Annotated in this window: 25 protein-coding genes; 17 read left to right on the top strand and 8 right to left on the bottom strand. The window is 36.5% G+C overall.

Annotated elements, in window-relative coordinates; translation table 11 throughout:
* Window positions 1-110 precede the first annotated feature (110 nt).
* Window positions 111-836, top strand: a complete 726-nt coding sequence (locus tag IGI43_RS04790) for a response regulator transcription factor (protein WP_438756687.1) — start codon at window positions 111-113, stop codon at window positions 834-836.
* Window positions 837-901: 65 nt separating this feature from the next.
* Here IGI43_RS04790 and citG read toward each other — a convergent pair whose 3' ends face one another.
* From citG to IGI43_RS04775, 3 genes are all read right to left on the bottom strand, one after another.
* Window positions 902-1,789: a triphosphoribosyl-dephospho-CoA synthase CitG gene (gene citG / locus IGI43_RS04785; RefSeq protein ID WP_438756686.1), complete on the bottom strand. Its 888-nt coding sequence runs from the start codon at window positions 1,787-1,789 to the stop codon at window positions 902-904.
* On the bottom strand, window positions 1,773-2,477 hold the full coding sequence (locus IGI43_RS04780) for a GntR family transcriptional regulator (protein ID WP_438756685.1): 705 nt from the start codon (window positions 2,475-2,477) through the stop codon (window positions 1,773-1,775). Before IGI43_RS04780 ends, citG begins: the two co-directional genes overlap by 17 nt.
* A gap of 268 nt (window positions 2,478-2,745) precedes the next feature.
* The gene (locus tag IGI43_RS04775) at window positions 2,746-4,089 is read right to left on the bottom strand and encodes a CitMHS family transporter (protein ID WP_438756684.1); all 1,344 of its coding nucleotides are present in this window, start codon (window positions 4,087-4,089) and stop codon (window positions 2,746-2,748) included.
* A 399-nt stretch (window positions 4,090-4,488) separates the two neighbouring features.
* On the opposite strand from IGI43_RS04775, the gene IGI43_RS04770 reads away from it, so the two are divergent.
* The 13 genes from IGI43_RS04770 to icd all read left to right on the top strand — a co-directional run bounded on the left by IGI43_RS04770 (window position 4,489) and on the right by icd (window position 18,009).
* Window positions 4,489-4,815, top strand: a complete 327-nt coding sequence (locus IGI43_RS04770; RefSeq protein WP_438756683.1) for a hypothetical protein — start codon at window positions 4,489-4,491, stop codon at window positions 4,813-4,815.
* A gap of 58 nt (window positions 4,816-4,873) precedes the next feature.
* Window positions 4,874-5,272, top strand: a complete 399-nt coding sequence (locus tag IGI43_RS04765) for an acetyl-CoA carboxylase biotin carboxyl carrier protein subunit (RefSeq protein WP_438756682.1) — start codon at window positions 4,874-4,876, stop codon at window positions 5,270-5,272.
* Between the two features lie 29 nt (window positions 5,273-5,301).
* Complete coding sequence (locus IGI43_RS04760; protein WP_438756681.1) at window positions 5,302-6,423, top strand: sodium ion-translocating decarboxylase subunit beta; 1,122 nt, start codon at window positions 5,302-5,304, stop codon at window positions 6,421-6,423.
* Window positions 6,424-6,474: 51 nt separating this feature from the next.
* Window positions 6,475-6,600, top strand: coding sequence for an OadG-related small transporter subunit (locus IGI43_RS04755; protein WP_438756680.1), 126 nt, complete (start codon window positions 6,475-6,477; stop codon window positions 6,598-6,600).
* Between the two features lie 17 nt (window positions 6,601-6,617).
* Window positions 6,618-7,613 carry a [citrate (pro-3S)-lyase] ligase gene (citC, locus tag IGI43_RS04750; protein WP_438756679.1) on the top strand — a complete coding sequence of 332 codons (996 nt, stop codon included), beginning with the start codon at window positions 6,618-6,620 and terminating at the stop codon, window positions 7,611-7,613.
* A gap of 12 nt (window positions 7,614-7,625) precedes the next feature.
* Entirely contained in the window at window positions 7,626-7,934 is a 309-nt protein-coding gene (citD, locus tag IGI43_RS04745) for a citrate lyase acyl carrier protein (protein ID WP_438756678.1), read from the top strand.
* Window positions 7,922-8,809 carry a citrate (pro-3S)-lyase subunit beta gene (citE, locus tag IGI43_RS04740; protein ID WP_438756677.1) on the top strand — a complete coding sequence of 296 codons (888 nt, stop codon included), beginning with the start codon at window positions 7,922-7,924 and terminating at the stop codon, window positions 8,807-8,809. Before citD ends, citE begins: the two co-directional genes overlap by 13 nt.
* A 1-nt stretch (window position 8,810) precedes the next feature.
* Window positions 8,811-10,340, top strand: coding sequence for a citrate lyase subunit alpha (citF, locus tag IGI43_RS04735; RefSeq protein ID WP_438756676.1), 1,530 nt, complete (start codon window positions 8,811-8,813; stop codon window positions 10,338-10,340).
* Complete coding sequence (citX, locus tag IGI43_RS04730; RefSeq protein WP_438756675.1) at window positions 10,333-10,869, top strand: citrate lyase holo-[acyl-carrier protein] synthase; 537 nt, start codon at window positions 10,333-10,335, stop codon at window positions 10,867-10,869. Before citF ends, citX begins: the two co-directional genes overlap by 8 nt.
* Window position 10,870: 1 nt before the next feature.
* Window positions 10,871-12,262: an oxaloacetate decarboxylase subunit alpha gene (locus tag IGI43_RS04725; protein ID WP_438756674.1), complete on the top strand. Its 1,392-nt coding sequence runs from the start codon at window positions 10,871-10,873 to the stop codon at window positions 12,260-12,262.
* Between the two features lie 553 nt (window positions 12,263-12,815).
* Entirely contained in the window at window positions 12,816-15,512 is a 2,697-nt protein-coding gene (acnA, locus tag IGI43_RS04720) for an aconitate hydratase AcnA (protein WP_438758814.1), read from the top strand.
* A gap of 71 nt (window positions 15,513-15,583) precedes the next feature.
* Window positions 15,584-16,729: a citrate synthase gene (locus tag IGI43_RS04715; protein WP_438756673.1), complete on the top strand. Its 1,146-nt coding sequence runs from the start codon at window positions 15,584-15,586 to the stop codon at window positions 16,727-16,729.
* The gene (icd, locus tag IGI43_RS04710; protein WP_438756672.1) at window positions 16,726-18,009 is read left to right on the top strand and encodes an NADP-dependent isocitrate dehydrogenase; all 1,284 of its coding nucleotides are present in this window, start codon (window positions 16,726-16,728) and stop codon (window positions 18,007-18,009) included. The genes IGI43_RS04715 and icd overlap by 4 nt, the downstream gene beginning before the upstream one ends.
* Before the next feature lie 202 nt (window positions 18,010-18,211).
* Here icd and IGI43_RS04705 read toward each other — a convergent pair whose 3' ends face one another.
* Both IGI43_RS04705 and IGI43_RS04700 read right to left on the bottom strand, forming a co-directional pair.
* Entirely contained in the window at window positions 18,212-18,412 is a 201-nt protein-coding gene (locus IGI43_RS04705; RefSeq protein ID WP_069698145.1) for a cold-shock protein, read from the bottom strand.
* 477 nt (window positions 18,413-18,889) lie between these two features.
* On the bottom strand, window positions 18,890-20,020 hold the full coding sequence (locus tag IGI43_RS04700) for a baeRF6 domain-containing protein (RefSeq protein ID WP_438756671.1): 1,131 nt from the start codon (window positions 20,018-20,020) through the stop codon (window positions 18,890-18,892).
* A 658-nt stretch (window positions 20,021-20,678) separates the two neighbouring features.
* On the opposite strand from IGI43_RS04700, the gene IGI43_RS04695 reads away from it, so the two are divergent.
* From IGI43_RS04695 to IGI43_RS04685, 3 genes are all read left to right on the top strand, one after another.
* Window positions 20,679-21,314, top strand: a complete 636-nt coding sequence (locus tag IGI43_RS04695; protein WP_438756670.1) for a hypothetical protein — start codon at window positions 20,679-20,681, stop codon at window positions 21,312-21,314.
* Window positions 21,315-21,474: 160 nt separating this feature from the next.
* Window positions 21,475-21,990 carry a matrixin family metalloprotease gene (locus IGI43_RS04690; RefSeq protein WP_438756669.1) on the top strand — a complete coding sequence of 172 codons (516 nt, stop codon included), beginning with the start codon at window positions 21,475-21,477 and terminating at the stop codon, window positions 21,988-21,990.
* A 12-nt stretch (window positions 21,991-22,002) separates the two neighbouring features.
* Window positions 22,003-22,812 (top strand): hypothetical protein, encoded by an 810-nt coding sequence (locus tag IGI43_RS04685; protein ID WP_438756668.1) that lies wholly within the window; start codon window positions 22,003-22,005, stop codon window positions 22,810-22,812.
* A 116-nt stretch (window positions 22,813-22,928) separates the two neighbouring features.
* Here IGI43_RS04685 and IGI43_RS04680 read toward each other — a convergent pair whose 3' ends face one another.
* The 3 genes from IGI43_RS04680 to IGI43_RS04670 all read right to left on the bottom strand — a co-directional run bounded on the left by IGI43_RS04680 (window position 22,929) and on the right by IGI43_RS04670 (window position 24,562).
* Window positions 22,929-23,087, bottom strand: coding sequence for a hypothetical protein (locus tag IGI43_RS04680; protein ID WP_438756667.1), 159 nt, complete (start codon window positions 23,085-23,087; stop codon window positions 22,929-22,931).
* 415 nt (window positions 23,088-23,502) lie between these two features.
* Complete coding sequence (locus IGI43_RS04675) at window positions 23,503-24,180, bottom strand: ImmA/IrrE family metallo-endopeptidase (protein WP_438756666.1); 678 nt, start codon at window positions 24,178-24,180, stop codon at window positions 23,503-23,505.
* 4 nt (window positions 24,181-24,184) lie between these two features.
* Window positions 24,185-24,562, bottom strand: a complete 378-nt coding sequence (locus IGI43_RS04670) for a helix-turn-helix domain-containing protein (protein ID WP_438756665.1) — start codon at window positions 24,560-24,562, stop codon at window positions 24,185-24,187.
* Window position 24,563 lies beyond the last annotated feature (1 nt).

Below are 24,563 nucleotides of genomic sequence, written 5' to 3'. Positions count from 1 at the left end.
GGTCTAGCTCCTTTTAAAAGTCTGTTCATATCATAACAAGTTCATGTTGAAATTTAAAGATAATTCCGCTATTGTATAGGTAACGTAAAAAGAATGTTGAGGTGTATACGTTGCGGAATGAAAAAATTTTAGTAGTAGATGATGATCCTGCAATTCGCCGATTAATTTGGAAATCGCTTCAATCAACGGGATTATTGGTGTATCAAAGTGATACAATTGAACAAACCTTAGATATTATGGATCGAGTGACATTTCAATTATTTTTATTGGATGTTAGTTTAGAACATGAAAATGACGGATATCATTTGGCTCAATTGATTCGAGAACGTCAACCGTTGACACCGATCATATTTGTTAGTGGAAAAAAGAGTGAGTATGATATTATTAGTGGTTTAGAATCTGGTGGGGATGTTTATCTGCCTAAACCGTTTGCGCCAAATGTTTTACGAGCGCAAGTTATTAGTACATTGAATCGAACAGAGCAGCTATTGACCTTGAGTCAACAACGTGAAGAAACGATGTTGAGAGAAGGGATTTTTTCATTTGATAAAAACCAATATCAGTTTAGCAAAAATGGTGAAATTGTGAGCATGACGTCAAAGGAGATCATGATGATTTTGTTTTTTATGGAGAATCCGTATCAAGTATTTAGTAAAGAACAGATTTATGCGAATGTCTGGAGTAATGGAGATATGGATAAGAATCTAATCACTGTGTATATTAATTATCTAAGAAATAAAATCGAAGATGACCCCAAAAAACCAAAATATTTACAGACGGTTTGGGGAATTGGCTATCTGTTCAATCCGGAAGGAGAGGCCAAAGCGGGTGTTTAATAGCTATAATTATAAAACAGGTGGTGATCAATCGAGTCATCACCTGTTTTTTATTTATGTAAACCTTAAAATAAACCTTCCAATTTTCCTGAAAAGAAACTCAAAGCGACTAAATCAGCTGACCCACCAGGGCTGAGATTTTTTTTGATCAATTGCTGATCAAAAAGAAATAAAGCATCTTCTAGTTCTTTTTTTGAATGATCTATGGAAAAAGTTTGTGATAGTTCACAGGCTTGTTCTTTGACTTTTTGCCAAGCCGAAATCCCACCGCGATTAATCAAATTAGAATCTTCAGTTGTAGCCATTAAATGGAGTAGTAATAGTAGAAATAGTGTTCGTAGCTCACTCTTACAATGCTGCCTTAAAAAGGGGAGCGCACTATTTTTAAGCGTAGGATAACCTAATTCTGCTTCACCTCGAATCCCAACGATACCATATTCTAAATAAAGTTTTTCTCCATAGCTCAATTGTTGTTTTTGAGTTAAATCAGCAAAATCATTTGAAAGTAATCCTTTTGTCATAAGACGTATATAATTGAAAATAGCGGATGTGTTTTGTTGGGATAAAGGGAGTTCGAATTTTTGCGCATTCATTACTTTCCCTGTAGCGCTTAAAAGTAAGGCGAACGAAAAATTGGCTCCTTTATGGGTATTGACGCCATTTGTTTGTTTCAGCATCGCGGTTTCTGCTTTCTTACCAAGTGTCCGTACCTTTTCAAATAAGTCTAATGGTGTTCCATCATGAGTGAAACCTAACTGTGCATATTCCGTAAGAAAAGGAGCAAGAGCGACACTACTATCAATAAAAGTAAAATAATTCATATCTGTATGTGCGCCGCAGCTTTTAGGATCGACTAGACCTGGTTTAGGGTAAAGAGCTGCTTCATATAATAAAGCTTGTAGTGCAAATTCGCCAATCAATTGAGAGGTGTTTTTTTTATTTAGCTGTTTCATTTAAATGTTTTTCCATTTCTTTAAGAATAAATGTTTGAGAATAATCCAAATGCTCTGTGATCAATAGCTTTAGCTGTTCTTCTTCCTGATTCAGCATACATTTATAAATTAGCCAATGTTCATTTAAGGCCTTATCTCGACGATCTTTAGAACGAATCGAAATATCTCGAAAGTAGACGAGGTATTCACGTAATTTCATAACGATCGATTTTAAACGCAGCATTTTACTTTTTTCATAAATGAATTCATTAAAATTAGAAAAATTTTGTAATACCTCATCAATTTCATTTTCCTCATTTAAACGCTCAGTTTCTGCCAGCAACATTTTCAGTTCATCAAAATCTTCAGAAGACATTTCTTTCATTGCTGTGGTCGTTGCTAAAACATCCAAAGATTTTCTAATGGCATAAATTTCATTGGCATCACTCAGCGATATTCCACGAACAATATTTCCCACGCCTCGAACATGATCAACCAACCCTTCTTCAAGCAACTTTTGTAAGGCATAGCGGATCGGTGTACGGCTGATATTCATTTTCTCGGAAAATTCTTTTTCATTGATTCGTTGACCTGCTGGAATTTCACCAAGAATAATTGTTTTTCTAAATGCTTTATAGACAAGTTCTTTAAGCGGTTCATTTAGGCTTAAATCTAAATTTTTCCCTACGGCTTCTGATATCGTACTCATCTGATTACTCCTCTGCTTATTAATAATAGGAAAAATAAATGAATGTTTTTATTGTATACTGCTAAAAAAGATAAGAAAAAGAGTGAGACGAAAACAGTTAGCTCCGAAAAACAAGTAGGTATTGCGTAAGCTGAATCTATTACGTGTATTGTGTCTTCCGATAATTTTAGTTTATTGTCGAATGTATGACTTGCGTTCCCTAAAATCGTTCTGCTTTAGAAAGTGATCTAATTATTTTGTCTCATCTTATCTCAGTCAATTTAACTAATTATTGTGGAATATAAAGTGGCATATGACCAGTCAAGACGATTGTGACAACAAAGATAATGAAAATACCGAGTGCCCATTTCGCCGATTCTTTTTGCCATTGTCCCATGTCTAAACCGGTTAAACGAAGTAATAGATAAATAAAGGCAACTAATGGACTTAACAAATGGAATGCTTGTCCCATCAAGGAAGCCAAAGCCATTTGCATATCAGTGAATCCGTAAGCACGTCCAGCTTCAGCTAGTACCGGCAAGACGCCAAAGTAAAAACCATCATTTGAGATAAAGAAAGTACCTGGAGCAGAAATTACCGCGATAACTAGGCCCCAAAAACCAGCTAATTGATTTGGAATGATTTTTGTAAAGCTTTGAGCCAACGCTTCAGCCATACCAGTCCCTTGGAAAAGGCCCATAAAGACGCCAGCTGCAAAAACCAAGATAACCACCTGCACAGCATCACCGCCATTCGCACCGATACGAGAAGATTGATCTTTTAAAACAGGGTAGTTGACCATTAAAGCAATCACCGTACCAGTTAAAAATAGAAATAATGGAGGTAAACCAAGGCCAACAAATGAATCTGTTACTAATAACGCAATCAAAATAATCGTTAGAATAGCATTGAATAACCAAATTTTAGGGCGACGGATTGCTAATGTTTCTTCATCTGTAACAGTTGTCATTGCATCAATTTCTTCATCTGTCAGTTGCTTGATCCCTAGACGAGCGCGTTCTTTTCTACCCATAGAAGGTGCAACGATGAAAATCACATAAAGTAAAGCAATGATCATACCAGGCATCAGATAAGCTAAAATTTCAGCGCCCACATTTAATACGCTCATCGCCCGGGCTGTTGGCCCACCCCAAGGAAGGAGATTCATGATTGTATTTTGTAAAATAACGATAACAGCTAAGTTCATCAATTTCATATCTAGTTTTTTATAAATAGGAATAAAAGCAGAACAACAGATCAATGTGGTTGTTGTACCATCTCCATTAAGAGAAACGGCCGCTGCAACGACTGCTGTAGCAATCAAGACTTTCATTGGATCGCCTTTTGCAATATGAATCATTTTTTTCGTGATGGGGTCAAATAACCCAGCATCCAACATAATTGAAAAATAAAGAATGGCAAACAACAACATAATACCCGTGGTAGAGGTTGTTTTGATTCCTTCCATTACAAAGTCTCCAATAGACCCTTTTTTAGAAACCCCCGCAAACATTGCAATCAAGGCAAAAATCAGTGGAATCAAAACCAAAGCTGTAAATGGTGACATTTTCTTTTTCATAATGACAAACATAAAAACAATAATCATTACATAAGATAAAACAGTTAATAACATTTTCTTCTCTCCTTCAACATTAAATTCGTTTTCCAAAACAATCAGGTGTCTCTTTTAAGGGATTGGAGCAATAGAAAAATAACAATAAGCCAAAAAGAAAACCCTTTCTTATTTCGTTTAACAAGGCTAAGTTTAATCCAAGAAAGTTTAGATAAATAGATAAAATGAGGAAAAAGAACACTAAAAAAACAAAGATGATAGCGTTTTCTTAAAGAGATATTAAAGAGATGTTAATAAATTGTTAAATGCTTGTAAATGTTGATATAGCAACGTTTTTAAGTGTTTTAAAAGAAGTGGGAGAAAGAGGAACAGTGAAAGAACAATTTAAGCTTGATGATTTCATTTTATTGCAATCGTTTTTATCTATAATGAATTCATAAACAGAAAGGATGTGAGTTCATGGGTCTATTTGAACGGCTGTTTAGTAAAGAAAAAATAGAAGTCAAAATGGATAAACCAAAGTGTTCTCCCGCTACAGGAGAACATGAATGGCAAGAAATGGTTGGGTACGTTCCAGCAGAAAAGTCGGAATATCAAACAATATCATTGATTGCAACAGCCATTGCTGCTGGTGATCAACCGGAAAGTAAGTTCGTTGTTAGACGTATTTCAAAAAGGAATCCTGAAGTACAGTTAATCTCTGTAATTACCACAAGCATTGCATCTGCTAATCGGCCAGAGAGTCAGTTTGTTATTCAGTCGATCAAGGAAAAGAAGCTTATTTAGTTTTTACCTTATTTAGTCAAACGAGCGCATTACACGTTAAAATTTAGGAGGAAGAAAAATGTTACGTAAGTTCAAAATCTCAATTGATGGAAAAGAGTATTTAGTTGAAATGGAAGAAATTGGCGGTGTGCCACAAGCACCGATCGCGCCTACAGTTGCACCAGAAAAAACTGTAGCGGACGCTGCACTAACGCCTACGTCAGTAGAACAACCAGCGGCTCCCAAATCTATTGTACCTGCTGGTAATGATGCGATGACATCACCAATGCCAGGCACGATCTTAAAAATTTTAGTAAATGTTGGAGATGAAGTAAAAGAAAATCAGCCATTATTGATTTTAGAAGCAATGAAAATGGAAAATGAAGTTGTTGCGACAACTGACGGCAAAGTAACGGGCCTTCATGTCACATTAGGACAAGTTGTCAACGCTGGAGATGCATTGATTACAATAGATTAAACTAGAAATTTTTTGGAGGAAGTGAAATCGTGGAAACATTAATTCAAGGAATCACGTCAATAACATTTGGACAAATTTTTATGATGGCGATTGGCTGTCTGTTAATGTATTTGGGAATCAAAAAAGAATATGAACCAACGTTATTAGTACCGATGGGATTAGGGACTGTCTTGGTCAATTTTCCAGGGACAGGTGTATTAACTCAAATGGTCAATGGTTCTGAGGCAGAAGGGGTTTTAGATGTATTATTTAATGCGGGGATTGCGACAGAGTTATTTCCATTACTGATTTTTATTGGAATTGGCGCAATGATTGATTTCGGTCCGTTATTGCAAAATCCTTTCATGCTATTATTTGGTGCGGCTGCTCAATTTGGGATTTTCTTCACCGTCATTGTAGCCGTGATGTTTGGCTTCAATATTGAAGAAGCTGCATCCATTGGAATCATTGGCGCCGCAGATGGCCCGACATCGATTTTTGTGTCGAATCAATTAGCGCCTAATTTACTTGGCCCGATCACTGTTGCAGCATACTCTTACATGGCGCTTGTGCCGATCATTCAACCAATTGCGATCAAAGCTGTTACAACGAAAAAAGAACGAAGAATCCGCATGACCTATAAAGCAGATAGTGTTTCAAAAATGACAAAAATTATTTTCCCAATCGCGATCACAATCGTAGCAGGATTTATTGCACCGATTTCTTTACCATTAGTTGGTTTCTTGATGTTTGGTAATCTACTAAGAGAATGTGGTGTTTTAGATCGTCTATCAAATACTGCGCAAAATGAATTAGTGAATATCGTTTCGATTTTACTAGGTTTAACGATCTCAATTAAAATGCAAGCAGATTTATTCTTAAATGTCCAAACATTGATGATCATTGCCTTTGGTTTAGTGGCATTCATCATGGATTCAGTGGGTGGCGTGTTATTTGCAAAATTGTTGAATCTATTTAGAAAAGAAAAAATCAATCCGATGATCGGTGCAGCCGGTATTTCTGCTTTTCCAATGTCTAGCCGTGTGATTCAAAAAATGGCGACAGACGAAGATCCACAAAATTTTGTCTTGATGTACGCAGTTGGCGCCAATGTTTCTGGACAAATCGCTTCAGTTATTGCCGGTGGCTTGTTATTGGCGTTCTTCTCTTAATAAGTAAGATGGAAAATCGACTGAACAAAAAGGAAAGGAGCCGTAATCAATATGGATATGGAAGCGTTGAAAATTGCTGGAGAATTGATGATTTTTGGAATGGGTGGCGTATTTTTAGTCTTGTTTTTACTCTTTTTGATTTCTAAATTACTACTTAAACTATTCCCTGCAAAATAAATAGGAAGTGACAGGCAATGATAATAAAAAGATTGTGGTTGGATCGAGATCGTCAAGCTTATGATCAGTGGGCTCAGTTGTTGCAAGATTCTGAATTGGGACCAGATACTCAAGTAGATTATACAGTTGGGATTTATGAAGGAGAAACATTGATTGCAACGGGTTCGATTTATCAAAGTATTTTAAAATGTGTCGCAATCGATCCAAATTATCAAAATGAAAATTTATTGACCAAAATTGTTGAAAATCTAAGGGGAAAGTTGACTGATTCAGGTTTTACACATTATTTTTTATATACGAAACCTGCAGTCAGCCAATTATTCCACTCTTTAGGATTTGTAGAAATCATCGCAACAGAAGAATTGGTTTTTATGGAACAAGGAGGACCAAATTTTACAGATTATCTAAAAGAAATAAGTAAATTTAAACGGCCAACTAAAAAAAATACTGGCATCGTGATGAATGCAAATCCGTTTACAAATGGACATTTATATTTGATTACAGAAGCTGCCAAACAAACTGAAACGGTTTATGTTTTCGTTTTGTCACAAGAAGGTTCACTCTTTGATACAGCTACACGTTTTCGTTTAGTTCAAGAAGGAGTCAAGCATTTAAAAAATGTTGTCGTTTTGCCGACTAGACAATACATGGTTTCAAGTGCAACATTTCCTTCTTATTTTTTAAAAGACCAAGCAAAAGCTAGTGTTGCGAAAGTTCAAGCTAAACTGGACGCCACTCTGTTTAAAGAAAAAATTGCGCCTATTTTAGAGATCACAACAAGATTTGTTGGAGAAGAACCATTGTCACCTGTGACCAATATTTATAATGAAGCAATGAAGAATGTATTTTCTTCTTCCTTGCGTCTGATCATTTTACCTAGAAAAATGAAGGATGGAGAAATCATCAGTGCTTCAAGAGTACGAGCATTGATGGAAGAACAAGCCTATGAAGAAGTCAAAAAGCTTGTCCCAATGAATACCTTCAAAGAAATTATGAATCAAACTAAAGAATAAGAGGTGTACATTTTGGAAATGAAGCAAAACGCATCCGCAGGTACAACTGAATCAAGTGATATTTTAATCACACTTACTCAAAATGAGGTAAATGAGATTCAAATTGAGTTAGACAGTAGTGTTGAAAAACAATTTGGCCGTCAGATCCGAGCAAAAATTCAAGAAACATTAGAAAAATTAGCGGTAACAAATGTTAAGGTACAGGCAGTGGATAAAGGGGCATTGGATTGCACGATCGAAGCTCGAACTGTTGCAGCCGTTTATCGTGCAGCTGGTAAAGAAACGATTGATTGGCAGGTGATTCAATCATGGAACGACTAAGAAGAACCATGATGTTTGTACCAGGGGCCAATGCTTCAATGCTTAGAGATGCGACTTTATATGGTGCGGATTCATTGATGTTTGATTTAGAGGATGCTGTTTCTTTAAAAGAAAAAGATAGTGCCCGTTTACTTGTTTATAAGGCCTTACGGACGTTTGACTACTCTACTGTTGAAACCGTTGTTCGAATCAACGGATTAGACACGGTTGGACATCAAGATATTGAAGCGATGGTTTTAGCAGGTATTGATGTGATTCGTTTACCAAAAACAGAAACGGCTCAAGATATTATTGATGTAGCCGCTGTGATGTCCGAAATGGAAACGAAATATGGAATTAGAGTTGGGACAACGAAAATGATGGCAGCAATCGAATCAGCTGAAGGTGTCTTGAATGCTCGAGAAATTGCGAAAGCTAGTGATCGTTTGATCGGAATCGCCCTTGGTGCAGAAGATTATGTGACCAACATGAAAACGCATCGCTATCCTGATGGACAAGAACTGTTTTTTGCGCGCAGTTTTATCCTACATTCAGCTAGAGCTGCAGGAATTGCGGCTATTGATACCGTGTATTCAGATGTCGATAATACAGCAGGCTTTTTAGCAGAAGTTGAATTGATAAAGCAACTAGGATTCGATGGTAAATCCGTTATCAATCCACGCCAAATTCCTTTGGTCAATAGCGTGTATGTGCCAACAGAAAAAGAAATCCAAAATGCCAAAGAAGTAATCTGGGGCATTCGTGAAGCAGAAGCTAAAGGCTCTGGTGTGATCTCAGTCAATGGGAAAATGGTAGATAAGCCGATCGTTGAACGAGCGGAGCGAGTGATTGCGCTAGCTATTGCAGCAAAATTAATTTCTGAGGAGGAAGTCTAAAATGAAAAATATTGTAGGCAAAGAAATTCCAGATAATTATGCTGAGCAATTTGGTTTATTTAAAGGTGAGTTAGCAACGATTCATGAATACAAAGAAGCAAGTCGCACAATCAATCCTGTTAGACCAAGAGACACAAAACTATTAGGAAGTTTAAGAGAAGCGATTGAAAAAACAGGTTTAAAAGATGGTATGACGATTTCTTTTCATCATCATTTTCGTGAAGGTGACTTTGTGATGAACATGGTTTTAAAGGAAATCGAAGCGATGGGAATCAAAAACTTATCGATTGCTCCCAGCTCAATTGCCAATGTTCACGAATCTTTGATCGATCATATCAAAAATGGTATTGTGACAAATATTACCTCAAGCGGTTTACGTGATAAAGTCGGCGCTGCAATTTCTGAAGGAATCATGGAAAATCCTGTTGTGATAAGATCTCATGGTGGTCGTGCAAGAGCGATTGCAACGGGTGATATCCATATTGATGTAGCGTTTCTCGGGGCACCCAGCTCAGATGCTTATGGAAATGTAAATGGAACAAAAGGCAAAGCAACCTGCGGCTCGTTAGGCTATGCTATGATCGATGCAAAATATGCAGATCAAGTCGTGATTATTACGGATAGCTTGATGCCTTATCCCAATACGCCAATCAGCATTCCACAAACGGATGTGGACTTTGTCGTAGAAGTCGATGCGATTGGTGATCCTGAAGGGATAGCCAAAGGTGCCACCCGTTTTACTAAAAATCCGAAAGAGTTATTGATTGCAGAATATGCAGCAAAGGTAATCACGCACTCACCGTATTATAAAAATGGTTTTTCATTCCAAACAGGAACAGGTGGAGCGGCATTGGCTGTTTCCAGATTTTTGAAAGAAGCAATGCTCAAAGACGGTATCACAGCTAGCTTTGCTCTAGGAGGAATCACGAATGCAATGGTTGAATTATTAGAAGAAGGACTAGTGGAAAAAATCATAGACGTCCAAGATTTTGATCATCCATCGGCCGTATCTTTAGATAAAAATAATAATCACTATGAAATCGATGCAAATATGTACGCATCCCCATTTAGTAAGGGTTCTGTGATCAACCAATTAGATACAGCGATACTTTCTGCACTCGAAATTGACACAAATTTCAATGTGAATGTTATTACAGGATCAGATGGTGTCATTCGTGGGGCATCTGGTGGACATTCAGATACGAGTGCCGCGTGCAAGATGAGTTTAGTGATCGCACCGTTGATCAGAGGTCGAATTCCAACGATTGTTGAAGAAGTCAATACCATTGTAACGCCAGGAAGCAGTATTGATGTCGTGGTGACAGAAATCGGCATAGCTATCAATCCGGAACGCCAAGATCTAATCGAGTATTTTAAAGAACTAGATGTTCCGCAATTAACAATGAAAGAACTACAAAAAAAGGCCTACAGTATCGTTGATAGACCAGATGCGATTGAGTACGGAGATAAAGTAGTTGCATTGATCGAATACCGTGATGGTTCAATTATTGATGTGGTCAGAAATGTCTAAAGCCTATCTAACGGGTGAAATGATTACTTTAGTAGAAATGCTAGATACCAGAGAAAGACGAGTAACGATCCAGCAAGAACTTTTACAAAAGTATCCAACAGGTGCCTTATTAAGCGCTACGATGAATATTCCAGGACCTATAAAAACAAATAAGCAGTTAAGACAAGCCTTTTTGACTGTCATCAAAGAAATCAATGCTCTTTTTCCTCCTGAACAACTAATTGCTTGTAAACACCGAGAATTGAAAACAGGTTCTGAATATTATCTAGTCCTTGATGAAACACCTAAAGAACTGAAAAGAAAACTGATTAAAGTTGAAGAAACACACCAGTACGGTCGTTTAATGGACTTAGATGTACTTTATTTAAAAGATCACAGTCTATCTTCAATTAGTCGTACCGAATTAAATTACAAACCAAGAATCTGTTTTATCTGCGAGAAAGAAGCAAAAATCTGTGGTAGACAAAGACACCATAGTGTAGAAGAAATGCAAAAAACAATCAGTAATTTATTAAGAAAGGAAGGATGAAATGACAAAAAAAATCCTTTTTACAGAAACTGTTCTGCGTGATGGTCAACAGAGTCAAATCGCTACACGAATGCCGACAAGCGATATGTTGCCGATCATTCAAACATTGGACGAAGCAGGCTATCATGCTTTGGAGATGTGGGGCGGTGCAACATTTGATGCCTGTATTCGTTTTTTGAATGAAGATCCATGGGAACGTCTAAGAACGATTCGAAAAGCAGTCAAAAATACGAAATTACAAATGCTTTTAAGAGGACAAAATCTACTTGGGTATAAAAATTATGCGGACGATGTCGTAGAAGCATTTGTTCAAAAATCCATCGAAAATGGGATCGATATTATTCGTGTTTTCGATGCGCTAAACGATACAAGAAATTTGCAAACATCGATTGAAGCAACGAAGAAGTTTGGCGGTCATTGTCAACCAGCAATTTCATACACGACTAGTGAGTTTCATACGATTGATTATTTTGTCGGTTTAACTACGGAATTAGAAAAAATGGGTGCTGATTCAATTTGCATTAAAGATATGGCAGGAATTTTGACACCAGATGATGCGTATCGCTTAGTTACAGAGATCAAAAATAAAATCCAAGTACCTCTAGAGGTTCATACGCATGCAACTAGCGGAATTTCTGAAATGACGTATTTAAAAGCTGTTGAAGCAGGTGTTGATATTATCGATACAGCGATTTCTTCTTTTTCTGGTGGAACAAGTCAACCAGCCACAGAATCAATGGCGTTAGCCTTAGAGAATTTAGGGTACGATACTCATTTAAATATGAAGAAAGTAGCAGAAGCAGCGGACTATTTTAATCCTATACGTGATAAGTTTAGAGAAGATGGCTTATTGAATCCTAAAGTAAAAGACACCGAACCAAAAACCTTGATTTATAAAGTACCTGGTGGGATGTTGTCAAATTTGTTGAGTCAATTGACAGAACAAGGGTTAGCGGATAAATACGAAGACGTTTTACGTGAAGTACCAAAAGTTCGTGCTGATTTAGGCTATCCACCGCTTGTGACCCCTTTATCACAAATGGTAGGAACGCAAGCTGTAATGAACGTTATCAGTGGTGAGCGATACAAAATGATTCCAAAAGAAATCAAGGATTATGTTAAAGGATTGTATGGAAAACCACCTGTTTCAATTTCAGAAGAAATGACAAAATTGATTATTGGTGAAGATGACGTGATCACAGTTAGACCTGCAGATTTATTAACACCAGAACTTCCACAATATAAAAAAGAAATTGGAGAATATGCAAAATCAACGGAAGATGTATTAATGTATGCAATGTTCCTGCAACAAGGAAAAGACTTCTTAGGTAGAAGAGAAGACCGATTTTACGATATTCCGTTGCAAGAAGTAAACGTTACATTAGATATTTAACTAAAAGAGAGGTTAGGATATAACTCGTAGAGTTATCTTCTAGCCTCCTTTTTTTACTTGTTTATAAAAAAAAATCGTCTAACATGAAAGCGGTAAAACTAGTTCGAAATAGACAAAATATGACTCTGTAAATGTTAGTTGTAGTAGGCTGCATTTTAGTTTTTTTATTATGTCATTAAAATTAGAATAATATGTGTAATGAATGAGTATGAGCTAATTTTGGTTAGTAAAAAATCGGTTTATGACGGATTTAGTCATTATATTTAGAGATTTGAATATATGACACAAATGTGACATGGATAGGTTAATTAATGTAACTTTTCTCATTGTTCTAAAGGTTTACATTTGTTTATAATGCCGTTATAATAGCTAAAATCAAGTTATTTATAACGTTGTACATAGGTATGAAGGTAGAGTTTGGGATATTTGGTCATATGGAGTGAATGACTGGAGATAAATAGAAGTAAAGTTGCAGTAGTAATACTACACTCCTATTTTTCAGTCTAGTCTAAATGAGCCAGCTCAGCTTTTAAATTTAGGAGGGGTGTTTTTGATTACGTATAAACAATCGTCGGAAACTTTTTTTGAAATGAAGAATCAGAAGTATCAATATTATTCATTAGCTTCACTAGAAACGGAGTCAAATCAATTTGTTGCAACATTGCCCTTTAGTATTCGTGTTTTATTGGAATCTTTGCTGCGGCAAGAAAATGGAACGGGGATTACACAAGAGCATATCAAGCATCTGGCTAATTGGTCTTCAGAACATGCCAACAAGGGGGAGGTCCCATTCAAACCAGCTCGCGTGATTCTCCAAGATTTTACTGGTGTTCCAGCTGTTGTTGACCTCGCTTCTTTAAGAAAAACAATTGCTGATTTTGGCGGCGATCCAACGACTATCAATCCGGAAGTTCCTGTCGACTTAGTCGTCGATCATTCTGTCCAAGTGGATGTTGCCGGAGTAAAACAAGCCTTGCAGCTAAATATGAAAATGGAATTTCAACGAAACCAAGAACGCTATCGCTTCTTAAGTTGGGCGCAAAAAGTGTTTGATAATTATCGAGTGGTACCCCCGGCAACGGGAATTGTTCATCAAGTCAACATTGAATATTTAGCTTCAGTTGTGACACAAAAGAAACAAAAGGATGGTACTATTTTACTATATCCTGACACGTTAGTTGGGACCGATTCTCATACGACAATGGTCAATGCATTAGGTGTTTTGGGCTGGGGTGTTGGCGGAATCGAAGCTGAAGCTAGTATGCTTGGTGAGCCATCTTATTTTCCAATTCCAGAGGTTGTTGGTGTTCGCTTTGTTAATGAATTATCCCAAGGGGCAACAGCAACGGATTTAGCATTAAAAGTAACTCAAGTGTTAAGAGAACACAAAGTTGTCGGTAAATTTGTTGAATTCTTTGGTCCAGGTTTAGTTAAATTAAGTTTAGCTGATCGAGCAACGGTGGCAAATATGGCACCTGAATATGGCGCGACATGCGGATTTTTTCCTGTAGATAACGAAACGATTCGGTATCTGCGACTAACAGGAAGGGAAGAAGAAGCAGTCGTCATCACGGAACATTATTTGAAAGAAAATCAATTATTCTACGATCCGATAAACGATCATGAACCTCATTATACAACAGTCGTAGAAATCGATCTAAGTCAAATACAAGCCAACCTTGCAGGACCAAAACGACCACAAGATTTAGTCCCTTTATCGGAAATGAAAACAGCATTTGAGAACGCTATTAAAGCGCCAGCTGGCTTACAAGGGTTTGGACTTTCTGAGAAACAACAAACAGAAAGCGTTACATTAAATTTAGAAGGTGTGCAACATCAATTAAAACCTGGAGCTGTAGCGATTGCAGCAATCACTTCATGTACGAATACATCAAATCCATTTGTCATGTTAAGTGCGGGATTAGTAGCTAAAAAAGCTGCATTACTTGGTTTAAACGTACCGAATTACGTCAAAACCTCATTAGCACCAGGCTCAAAAGTGGTGACAGCTTATCTGAAAAAAGCAGGTTTATTGCCTTATTTAGAACAATTAGGTTTTCATCTCGTTGGATATGGCTGTACAACTTGTATTGGTAACTCTGGGGCATTAAAACCTGAAGTCGAAGAAGTGATTAAAGAAAATGATTTATTGACTGCAGGTGTGTTGAGTGGAAATCGTAATTTTGAAGGGCGTATCCATCCCTTAGTTAAAGCAAATTATCTTGCTTCACCGCCACTTGTTGTTTTATACGCACTGGCTGGGACGGTCGATATCGACGTATTTAACGAACCAATTGGCATTGGTGAAAACAATATACCAATTTATTTTAATGATTTATGGCCGTCTAGAGATGAAATTCAGGCATTGATCGATGAATGTGTTACACCAGAACTTTACCAAGAAGAATATGCTCGAGTGTTTAGTGATAACGAAGAATGGAATAGTATTGAAACAAACGCTGAACCATTATACTCTTGGGAAGAATCAACTTACATTGCGAATCCGCCATATTTTACAGAAATGACAAAAGAAAGAGAATCAAGAAAGCCATTAAAACAACTAGCTGTCTTAGCTAAATTTGGTGATTCAGTTACGACTGACCATATTTCACCAGCTGGAAGTATTCAAAAAAATAGTCCTGCAGGCCAGTATTTGATTGATAGAGGTGTTGGGGTCCGTGAATTTAACTCTTATGGGGCCAGACGTGGTCACCATGAAGTGATGATGAGAGGAACTTTAGCCAATATTCGTATTCGTAATCAATTAGTGCCGGATGTCGAAGGCGGCTATACGATTTTTGCACCTACACAAGAAAAAATGGCCATCTATGATGCCGCAATGAACTATCAGAAACAAGGGACGAAACTAGTGATTTTAGCAGGGGACGATTATGGTATGGGCTCATCAAGAGACTGGGCGGCTAAAGGAGTACAATTACTTGGAGTGGAAGCTGTAATTGCCAAAAGTTACGAACGAATTCATCGTTCAAATCTAGTGATGATGGGTGTTTTACCACTACAGTTCAAACCAGGTGAAGATGCTGATAGCTTAGGTTTAACAGGAACTGAGTTATTTGACATTGATATCGATGAAACAAAAGGTATTTTAGACACTGTAGCTGTTACTGCAAATAAATCAAATGGAGAAATAATTCAATTTGAAACGATTCTTCGATTTGATTCAGCTGTTGATATTACGTATTATCAGCATGGGGGAATTTTACCGATGGTGATTCGTAAAAAGCTTTAAGAGTAATTTAAAATGTATGCGAATAAATAGCTTTGAAGGTTGTTATTCATATATGGAAGAGAGGGACTTGGATGAAGATTCACAAAGGCTTAGAAGGTGTTGTTGTTTCTGAAACAAAAATCAGTTCGATTGTAGAGAATCAACTATTATTCGCAGGATTTAATATCGATGATCTAGTAGCTGAAAGAGTTCAGTTTGAAGAAGTGATTTTTTTATTGTGGTATTTAAGAATACCTACAAATCAAGAGTTGAAAAAATTTAGACAAGAGCTATCTTCACAAATGGCAATATCCGATACGATCATTACGTGTTTAAAAATCCAAACACGCCAGAACCTTCATCCTATGAGTGTGTTGCGGTCAACGATTTCACTTTTAGGAGTGTTTGATCCAAATGCAGAAGCGACAGATGAACGTTCAACCTATCTGCAAAGTATTGCACTACAAGCTAAAATGCCGACGATTATTGCGGCGTATGCAAGATTAAGAAAAGGCTTGGACCCAATTCCTCCAAGAAATGATTTATCGATTGCAGCAAATTTTCTGTATATGTTGACGGGAGAACTTGCTGAAGATATACGTGTAGAGGCGATGAATCAGGCTTTAGTTTTACATGCAGATCATGATTTAAATGCGAGTACTTTCACTGCAAGGGTGTGCGCATCCACATTATCTGATGTTTATTCATGTATTACAGGTGCAGTTGGTTCTTTGAAAGGGCCACTGCATGGGGGAGCCAATGAAAAAGTTTTTGACATGTTAAAAGAAATTGATTCAGAAAATCTCAATGTAGAAGACTATTTAAATCAGAAATTGGATCGTAAAGAAAAAGTCATGGGCTTTGGCCATCGCGTATATAAGACAGAAGACCCAAGGAAAAAGCATCTGAAAAAACTAGCAAAAGAACTAACGACCATTACGCAAAAAGAACAGTGGTATTTTCTATCTTGCCAGGTTGAGCGTTATTTAAAAGAGACGAAAGGCTTGATTCCAAACGTCGATTTTTACTCGGCTACGGTATATCATTGCATGGATATCGATAGTGATTTGTTCACGTTGATTTTTGCAATGAGTCGTGTTTCTGGCTGGTTAGGTCATATTAATGAACAGAAAAAAGAAGATTGTTTGATTCGGCCACGGTCTCATTATATTGGCCCTAAACAGTTAAAATATAGTGAGTTGAATAACAGAATGCAATCAGGAGGAATGGAAGCATGATAAATGGGCAAAAAGTTGGTTTTAAAAATGGAAAATTAATTGTTCCAGACTATCCAATCATTCCTTTTATTGAAGGAGACGGAATCGGACCAGAAATTTGGCAAGCCGCTAAGGATGTATTTGACACAGCAATTGATAAGGCATATAAAGGGACACGGAAAGTTATTTGGCAAGAAGTGCTGGCAGGGGAAAAAGCTTTCAACAAAACAGGAAGTTGGTTACCAGATGAAACATTGGAAACGATCAAAAACCATCTTGTAGCTATCAAAGGACCGCTGACTACACCTATTGGCGGTGGGTTTCGTTCATTGAATGTGGCGTTAAGACAAGAATTAGATTTATATATCTGTTATCGGCCAGTTCGATATTTTGAAGGAGTTCCGTCACCATTAAAACAGCCAGAAAAGACCGACATGATGATTTTCAGAGAGAACACCGAAGATATTTATGCTGGAATTGAATTTGCAGCTGAAAGTCAAGAAGCAAAAAAACTGATTGCTTATTTAAAAACAGCATTTGGTGTCAATAAGATTCGTTTCCCAGAATCGTCAGCCATTGGGATCAAGCCAGTTTCTAAGGAAGGAACGGAGCGCTTGGTTCGTGGAGCCATTGAACATGCTTTAAAAAATGATCGACGATCTGTAACGTTGGTTCATAAAGGGAATATCATGAAATTTACTGAGGGTGGTTTTAAAAAATGGGGGTATGCGTTAGCTGAAAAAGAATTTGGTGATAAGATTTTTACTTGGGAAAACTATTTAGCAATCAAAAATAAAGAAGGAAAGTCAGCAGCGGATCAAAAGCTTGAAGAAGCAGAAAAAACAGGAAAATTAATTATAAAAGATCGTATTGCTGATATTTTTTTACAAGAAATCTTGTTACATCCTGAAAATTATGATGTTATAGCAACACTGAATTTAAATGGAGACTACATTTCAGATGCATTGGCGGCGCAAGTTGGTGGAATCGGAATTGCACCAGGAGCAAATCTAAATTTGGAAACAGGGCATGGTATCTTTGAAGCAACACATGGAACCGCTCCAGAATTTGCTGGTTTAAATCAATTAAATCCATCCTCATTACTTTTATCTGGTGTATTGATGTTTGATTATTTAGGTTGGAATGAAGCGAGTCAATTGATCACGAAAAGTATTGAAGAAGCTTTAGTGAATAAAACTGTCACAAAAGACTTTGCAGAGCAGATGGAAGGGGCAACTTTGCTAAGTTGTTCTGGTTTTGGAGAAGAATTAGTAAGGCTGATTAAACACAGTGAAACATAATGGTAAAAGTATTTAGACCAAGGAATAAGATGAGGTTAGGAGTTAACTCTACGAGTTATATCCTAGCTTTAAGGAATCCGAATAAACGGTGAGAGCAGAAGCAAGCCTTTGGGCAATAAACGCTTCTGTTCTACCCGTTTTTAATACATAAAAAAACCTGACGAATATTCGTCAGGTTTTGAATTTACTAAAGTTAAGTTAATTATGCTTTGTTAACGTTAGTAGCTTGAGGACCACGTTGGCCATCTTCAACGTCGAAAGTCACTGCTTGACCTTCTTCTAAAGTTTTGAATCCGTCGCCTTGGATAGCTGAGAAATGTACGAATACATCGTTACCGTTTTCTGCAGTGATAAATCCAAAACCTTTGTCTGAGTTAAACCATTTTACTGTACCTGTTTCCATAATAAAAATCCTCCTAATGATATATACATATTTTGCAATTACTTGAAAGGTGAAAATGTGGAAGATGTTTATTTGAAACAGCTACACATATATTACCGAACAAAAACTACACTCTTAATATAGCATATTTAGAGGCGTTTGACCAGTAATATCTCTCAATTAAATAAAAATTTGTTAAGAAATAAAGATTAATTGTCAAAAAAAACTTATTTCTGTTATAGTATAGAAGTATTGAGCGTTAAATATGAAAGTAATGATAGAGTTATATCGTAGAAATCTATTCCGAAGGCGCAGCCTTGGAGCTGCATAGATTTGAAAGTAGGAAGGGTTCAGATTGTTTAGATGAGAATAAGGTTATCCTTACTAATAGATAGTTTTTACATGGTTTTATAGCTAACAAAATATTTAATCAACTTAATTAAAGAGCCACTCAACGATTCTGTTGAGTGGCTCTTGTCCATTTAGTAGAAAAAAATGTTAATAGCGTAAAACAGCCAATAATGTTTTTTCATCAGGTGACGCTGTTTGATCTAAGACAAAGACTTTTCCACCTGTTCTAAGAACAGTATCTGTTACCTTATTCAAAACCTTTCGACGATCAAATTCTTCTGTCGACATTTCAGTTGTTTCATTAACGAAATTAGCAGTAGAAATGAAGAAATGAGATATTTTTCCTTCATCTGATGCAGGAACGATATCGTCCAATTGATCGACAAATTTTTTGTCTAATAACTGATTGTACGCTTTTGTCTCTATTGTTTCTAATTCTTGATTGATTTTTTGTGCACCTTTTTCAATATCTTTAAAAGAAACCTGGGCAGGAGAAGAAGAAACACAGGCATCGCTTACCAGATAAGGATTTTTTGCGATTTTTTTAAAGAGTGTTTGGTTTTCCGGTAAGGCATACAGACGAATTGGTAAGTTATCAGAATTTACAAAGGTATCTTTCAAGTAATTATCGATTGCTTGATAGTAGTTAGTCCAGTCGATTTTTACTTCTTCATCTTTAGTATTCACACCATGATAGGCAACACCTTCTTTAGAAGAACCATTGTATCCAGCTCCGCCTTGAATGGAGTAATTCATACTGCCGCCAGTCAGCTCATCACCTAAAGTGCCAACTAAATCGGTTGGTGCATCTGCAGGTAGATCGACCGATTTTACTTGATTGTTTTCAACTAAATAAAGTGCCATGGAATCACGATTTAAAGCCATTAAATAGTAACGATAATTGAATTGATTATTTTTAATGATTCCTAAAAGATAAGGTCGGTCATCAACATAATATTGATTATCGACAGGAACATGGAGTCGATGGATAAAGATATCATTTTCACTAATAATGATGGATACACTTTTTGTAGCATTACGCCAAAAGGATGAATCAGCAAGTAAGGCATCGATTTTTTCTTGAAAAGGGGCAAAAGAGTGTTCGACATACTTCTTCTCGAAGCGGACTTTTGCAGCTTTCGCGAAATTTTTGAGAGCCAAAGAATCTTTTTCAACATCTTGGTGAGCGACATGAGTATTTAAGATAAATGTTACAAAGGGACCTTGAACTTCGTCAGAGAATAGAACAGATAAGTTGTCTTTTTCTTGATCTAACATAATACATTCCTCCTAAATTTAAAAGCTTGACAAATCATTTGATCCTAAAGAAATTAGTATGCAAACAGTATTTTGTTTCATTGACAATTTACGAAATTTCATAAGGAGTGATTTGTATAGCTAAAGAATACATCGGTAACATTTCTTTGGTACTAATAAAAGTGTAGCACAGGCAGAAAAATGTTGGAACTAATATGGTTCATTAGGATAGAAACAAAAGAAAAATATAAAAACCTCTTCTATGAGTAATTCCTCATGGTTTTTTTATGAAATACAAAATAGGTGTTCATTTTTATTTTAAATTCAGATGCTAATATGTCTTCATGCCAATTATCCCGAATTGGTTTTTCATACTTACTCCTACCAAGAGTAAATAACAACCTTCATTTCCACCATAGACGACGGTCGTGGTGGTTTTTTTAATTGTTCTTATCCCTTTTTTAAAGGGGTTTATGTACAGTTTGTAGTTATTTTAAAAAATGATTGAAACATTAATAAAAATAATTTACCACAGTTTTACCACAGAATTAGTAAAAAAAATTAAAGGCTATTAAGAATATTCTCAAACATATCAGCCGTTTCTTCTTCTTTATTCTTTAATAAATGAGTATAGGTATCTAAGACAGAACAAAATACACTGGAGCTTGTACAGTACTTAATGGCCAAGTATGGTTTATCTAGTGATCGAGTAGTACGGTATTATGACGCATCACGGAAAAACTGTCCTGCTCAATTTAATCTAGACGGCAATTGGAGTCGTTGGGTAGCTTTTAAAGCTAAGTTGAATCAGCCTGTTTATCAAACGCCAGAAAAACCGGCATCCAAAATAGTTAAACGTAAGCATAACCAGTACAACACAGTGCGACCAGAACAAAGTGGTCATGTTAAACCAACAAACGGATTATCCTATATGGTCCATTTAACAAGATATGGGTGGGGACCGCTTATGGAATCGGGGCAACTGGCCGGATCGATCGGAAAAGGAAACACGATAGAAGCAATTAACGTATTAATCAATGGCTCAAAAGATTGGGTAAACATTGAGGCTCACAAAGCTGGGTCTGGATGGGATAAAGCCAAAAGAGGAGAAGGCGGATCAACTGGAAAAGGAATTCGGATAGAAGCTCTAAAAATGACTCTAAATGGCGTATTAAAAGATCAGTACAATTTAGTCTATCGTGTCCACCAATCAAGTATCGGATGGAGCGAGTGGGTGAGTGATGGTCGACAAGCTGGTATCATTGGACAAGGTAAAGGCATTGAGGCTGTTGAGATTAAGTTAGTTTCGAAGTAGTAAAATACCCTCCTCGGAGGGTATGTACATATTGAAAAAGTACGCTAAATAAAAAGAATTACAGTTTTCGTGTCTAAAAAACAAAAATATAAGTTAAAAAAACATTTAATTTTAACAGAAAGAGTGATATAATTGCTTTTTATATAAAAGGGGGTTTCAAATGAAGACGGGAAAGATATTGTTGGGGATTGTTATTTTATTAGGAGTTTTTCTGGTACCAGTCAAAGCAGATGCTTACGTACTGTGGAATCATTGGTTAGGTGGATCTAATAAGATTCTGAGATACAATCAGCCAGGAACTAAACATAGTTTACAAGTAGCACATGCAGATATTCACTGGAACAAACAATCACCAGGAACAATCCAACGGATGGATAGGGCAGCTAATGTGCGGTTATATGATGTCAATAAAGGTGCAAATAAAGTGGGTGGAGTCACATCATCAGGAAACGGAACGATTGAATTTAATGATTACTATATGGTTAGGAATAACCATCCCTATAAAGAAGAATTTAGTTTCATGATTGCAACGCATGAATTTGGTCATGCTTTAGGATTATGGCATGCTCCAGGTTCTAAGAATGTAATGTATGCTAGTTTTGGTCCAGGTATTGTAAATAATCTTCCTACAGCGGACGACAGAGCTGGGTTACTTGCATCTAAAAGAAGATGGTAAAAGGAGAAAAGAATGAAAATAAAAAAATTTAGATTAATTTTACTGTTAAGTGTAACTCTTGTTTCACTTATTGCGTGTAAAAATGAAGATAAAAAAAGTGATAAAAAAGAAAGTGTAAGCACATCGATTTCACAAACAAAGGATGTTTTAGCATCACTAGGATTAAAAAACCAAAATGATGTAGACACATGGAAAACACCACTCTCCATCTTTGTTTTAGAAAGTTCTTATATGGGAGCGTCCACACTTGAAGGAAAAACACTGGAAGCGGATAATATTTTTGTCGCGACTGTAGAAGAAATGGAAACAACATATCCCAATCCAGTATATGACGAGAACGGAAAATTAATTAGCAATACACCAAAAACTAATTTTAAATTGCATGTGATAGATAACTTAAGGGGGGACCTTCCAACAGGTGAAACAATTCAAGCCTCAAGAGACTATTTCGGAAACGGCGATGGGCAAGAAAAAGGGAAATTCTTAACACTAATAGAGGATGATATTATCCCCGAGGAGGGAAAAACCTACGTTTTTCTAACTTTTGTTCTAGATGGAGAATTAGCTATTCTACCTGGAGGGGAAACGCCTAGTAATTTTCCATTAGAAAATGCCCCGATGAACTTAGATAAGCAAACTAGGAGTGTTGTAGAGGATATCGTTGATTCTTCGACCAAAGTAGAGGAAATTGAAAAACAAGCAGCAAATGAGAAAGAGACATTTGATAAAATAGGAGATACTATGTTAAGCGGCCCCGAAATTCAAGCACGTATTGAAGGGCATGGAAATAAGCTTGATATGAATAAAGTCATAATAAAATAGCTGTTATTGGCTGAAAGCTTATCTCAATCATGAGGTAGGCTTATTTTTTTATTTACTCTTATCCAATGTCGAAATCTTTCTTTTAATATCCATACTCAAAACAAGCATAAACGATTTTATTTTTTACTACTAAAAGTGTAGCCGCAATCGTTACATCTCCACTGGTTCTTTTTGCCTTTTTTACCTGCAAAACCAGCCAAAGTACCTATGCCACCAGTTAGTAGCGCACCTCCGACTGCTTTTCCCATTGAAAAGCCTTTCCGGTTGTTTTGCATGAACTGCACATCTAAACTTCTGCAGCGAGGACAATGAACTCCATTGTGGAATAATCCAGCTTTGTTAGTTGCTTTTACTTCAGCAATTTTATCGTCATTGTGTATCTCACCTATATAATTGTTATTACAATTAACTGCATTTTCATTTTCAAGTTCTTTTAGTATAATTGCGGTTTCTTCTGTTGTTCGCTCATCTTGACTACTCCAATCATATTTTTGATTTGCATAATATGCTCCTTTTTACGACACAATCATGCAATCTTACATTCAATATTCACCCCTCTAAAAATAAAAGGGGGAGTAGAAATTATTTTACGCGGTAGTTTTATAGTATTTAGAACAAACTTATATTTAAAAGAGTTCAATTACAATAAAAACTAAATAGCTAGGTTTGTATTGAGTGTGACATTATTTTTCACAACGCTTCAATAAACCGATTCGTTCGAAACAAACGTGTTTCCAAATTCGTCCCCAATTCAACAGCTGCACTTTGCCCTTTACCGCTAAATTTATATCGAATAGCATCTGCATTTGTTTTAGCTGCGATATAAGAAACGCCAAAATTAGCCTGCATCGTATGGATCAAACGGATATAAAGGGCGCTTTCCGATATTCCAAAATGATTCGATAGCTGAGACAAATTCCAGCCTTCTTTTAAAAAGCGGAAGAATACAACATCAGGTACAAGTATTGCGGAAGCGCCGATATTTGCTTGAAACTCATGAAGTACTTCGTTATAAGAATAGTGCAAGCTACTTTCTGTATCGGTAAAAATCAGATCATTTTCAGTCATATGAAATAAATAATGCGTAATCTCATGACTGATCGTAAAATTCTTTCTTTTTTCACTCATGTTTTGATTATAGCCAATCGTTGTCTCTAAAGAGTCTTTAACGATCATACCGGAAATACGATCTCTTGCTACGCCATCGAATGGAAAACTGCGCATTGAAACTCCCTTAGATTTTACGTAGTCCCAAAGATAGGAACAGTCGTAATTTTCATAACCGATATTATTTGCGACCATCAACGCTGAGATATAATCGTTTATTTTATCCGAAAAACTAAGATATTCATCAATTTGCTCTGTCATCCAATCACGCCTTGTCGTCTTGTTTTAGTTCTCTTTCACGTTCGATTTCAGCTCGTCTAAAACGAAGAAAACGATCCACTTCATCTTTCAGTTCATCTACTTCATTTTCAGATAAGCCTTCTGTATTCATCCGAAACATGATCTGAGAAGAGAGTTTGTCCTCTTGGTCAGCTTCTTTAATGGAAGATACTTCAGAACGTCCCAATAAATAGTCAGTAGAAACATTAAAATAATCAGCTACTTTTTGGATATTCTCTATTTTTGGAGAAGAAGTATCCCAACGACGAATTTGTCCATTAGAAATACCTGTATTTCGTTCGATTTCAGCAAAAGTAACTTTTTTCTTGTCTGCGAGTTCTTTGATCCTGAAAGTTAAACGCATG

This window comes from Enterococcus sp. AZ126, assembly GCF_051714545.1.
Lineage (GTDB): Bacteria > Bacillota > Bacilli > Lactobacillales > Enterococcaceae > Enterococcus_L.
The sequence above is the reverse complement of the archived record's forward strand: the minus strand, read 5'-3'. Positions and strand labels throughout refer to the sequence as shown.

Bases quoted from the DNA above. Each gene is read 5' to 3' on its own strand.
- citG (WP_438756686.1), bottom strand. From the start codon at position 1,789: ATGAAACAGCTAAATAAAAAAAACACCTCTCAATTGATTGGCGAATTT.
- IGI43_RS04780 (WP_438756685.1), bottom strand. From the start codon at position 2,477: ATGAGTACGATATCAGAAGCCGTAGGGAAAAATTTAGATTTAAGCCTA.
- IGI43_RS04775 (WP_438756684.1), bottom strand. From the start codon at position 4,089: ATGTTATTAACTGTTTTATCTTATGTAATGATTATTGTTTTTATGTTT.
- IGI43_RS04770 (WP_438756683.1), top strand. From the start codon at position 4,489: ATGGGTCTATTTGAACGGCTGTTTAGTAAAGAAAAAATAGAAGTCAAA.
- IGI43_RS04765 (WP_438756682.1), top strand. From the start codon at position 4,874: ATGTTACGTAAGTTCAAAATCTCAATTGATGGAAAAGAGTATTTAGTT.
- IGI43_RS04755 (WP_438756680.1), top strand. From the start codon at position 6,475: ATGGATATGGAAGCGTTGAAAATTGCTGGAGAATTGATGATTTTTGGA.
- citC (WP_438756679.1), top strand. From the start codon at position 6,618: ATGATAATAAAAAGATTGTGGTTGGATCGAGATCGTCAAGCTTATGAT.
- citE (WP_438756677.1), top strand. From the start codon at position 7,922: ATGGAACGACTAAGAAGAACCATGATGTTTGTACCAGGGGCCAATGCT.
- citF (WP_438756676.1), top strand. From the start codon at position 8,811: ATGAAAAATATTGTAGGCAAAGAAATTCCAGATAATTATGCTGAGCAA.
- citX (WP_438756675.1), top strand. From the start codon at position 10,333: ATGTCTAAAGCCTATCTAACGGGTGAAATGATTACTTTAGTAGAAATG.
- IGI43_RS04725 (WP_438756674.1), top strand. From the start codon at position 10,871: ATGACAAAAAAAATCCTTTTTACAGAAACTGTTCTGCGTGATGGTCAA.
- IGI43_RS04715 (WP_438756673.1), top strand. From the start codon at position 15,584: ATGAAGATTCACAAAGGCTTAGAAGGTGTTGTTGTTTCTGAAACAAAA.
- icd (WP_438756672.1), top strand. From the start codon at position 16,726: ATGATAAATGGGCAAAAAGTTGGTTTTAAAAATGGAAAATTAATTGTT.
- IGI43_RS04705 (WP_069698145.1), bottom strand. From the start codon at position 18,412: ATGGAAACAGGTACAGTAAAATGGTTTAACTCAGACAAAGGTTTTGGA.
- IGI43_RS04700 (WP_438756671.1), bottom strand. From the start codon at position 20,020: ATGTTAGATCAAGAAAAAGACAACTTATCTGTTCTATTCTCTGACGAA.
- IGI43_RS04695 (WP_438756670.1), top strand. From the start codon at position 20,679: ATGGCCAAGTATGGTTTATCTAGTGATCGAGTAGTACGGTATTATGAC.
- IGI43_RS04690 (WP_438756669.1), top strand. From the start codon at position 21,475: ATGAAGACGGGAAAGATATTGTTGGGGATTGTTATTTTATTAGGAGTT.
- IGI43_RS04685 (WP_438756668.1), top strand. From the start codon at position 22,003: ATGAAAATAAAAAAATTTAGATTAATTTTACTGTTAAGTGTAACTCTT.
- IGI43_RS04680 (WP_438756667.1), bottom strand. From the start codon at position 23,087: ATGCAAAACAACCGGAAAGGCTTTTCAATGGGAAAAGCAGTCGGAGGT.
- IGI43_RS04675 (WP_438756666.1), bottom strand. From the start codon at position 24,180: ATGACAGAGCAAATTGATGAATATCTTAGTTTTTCGGATAAAATAAAC.
- IGI43_RS04670 (WP_438756665.1), bottom strand. From the start codon at position 24,562: ATGCGTTTAACTTTCAGGATCAAAGAACTCGCAGACAAGAAAAAAGTT.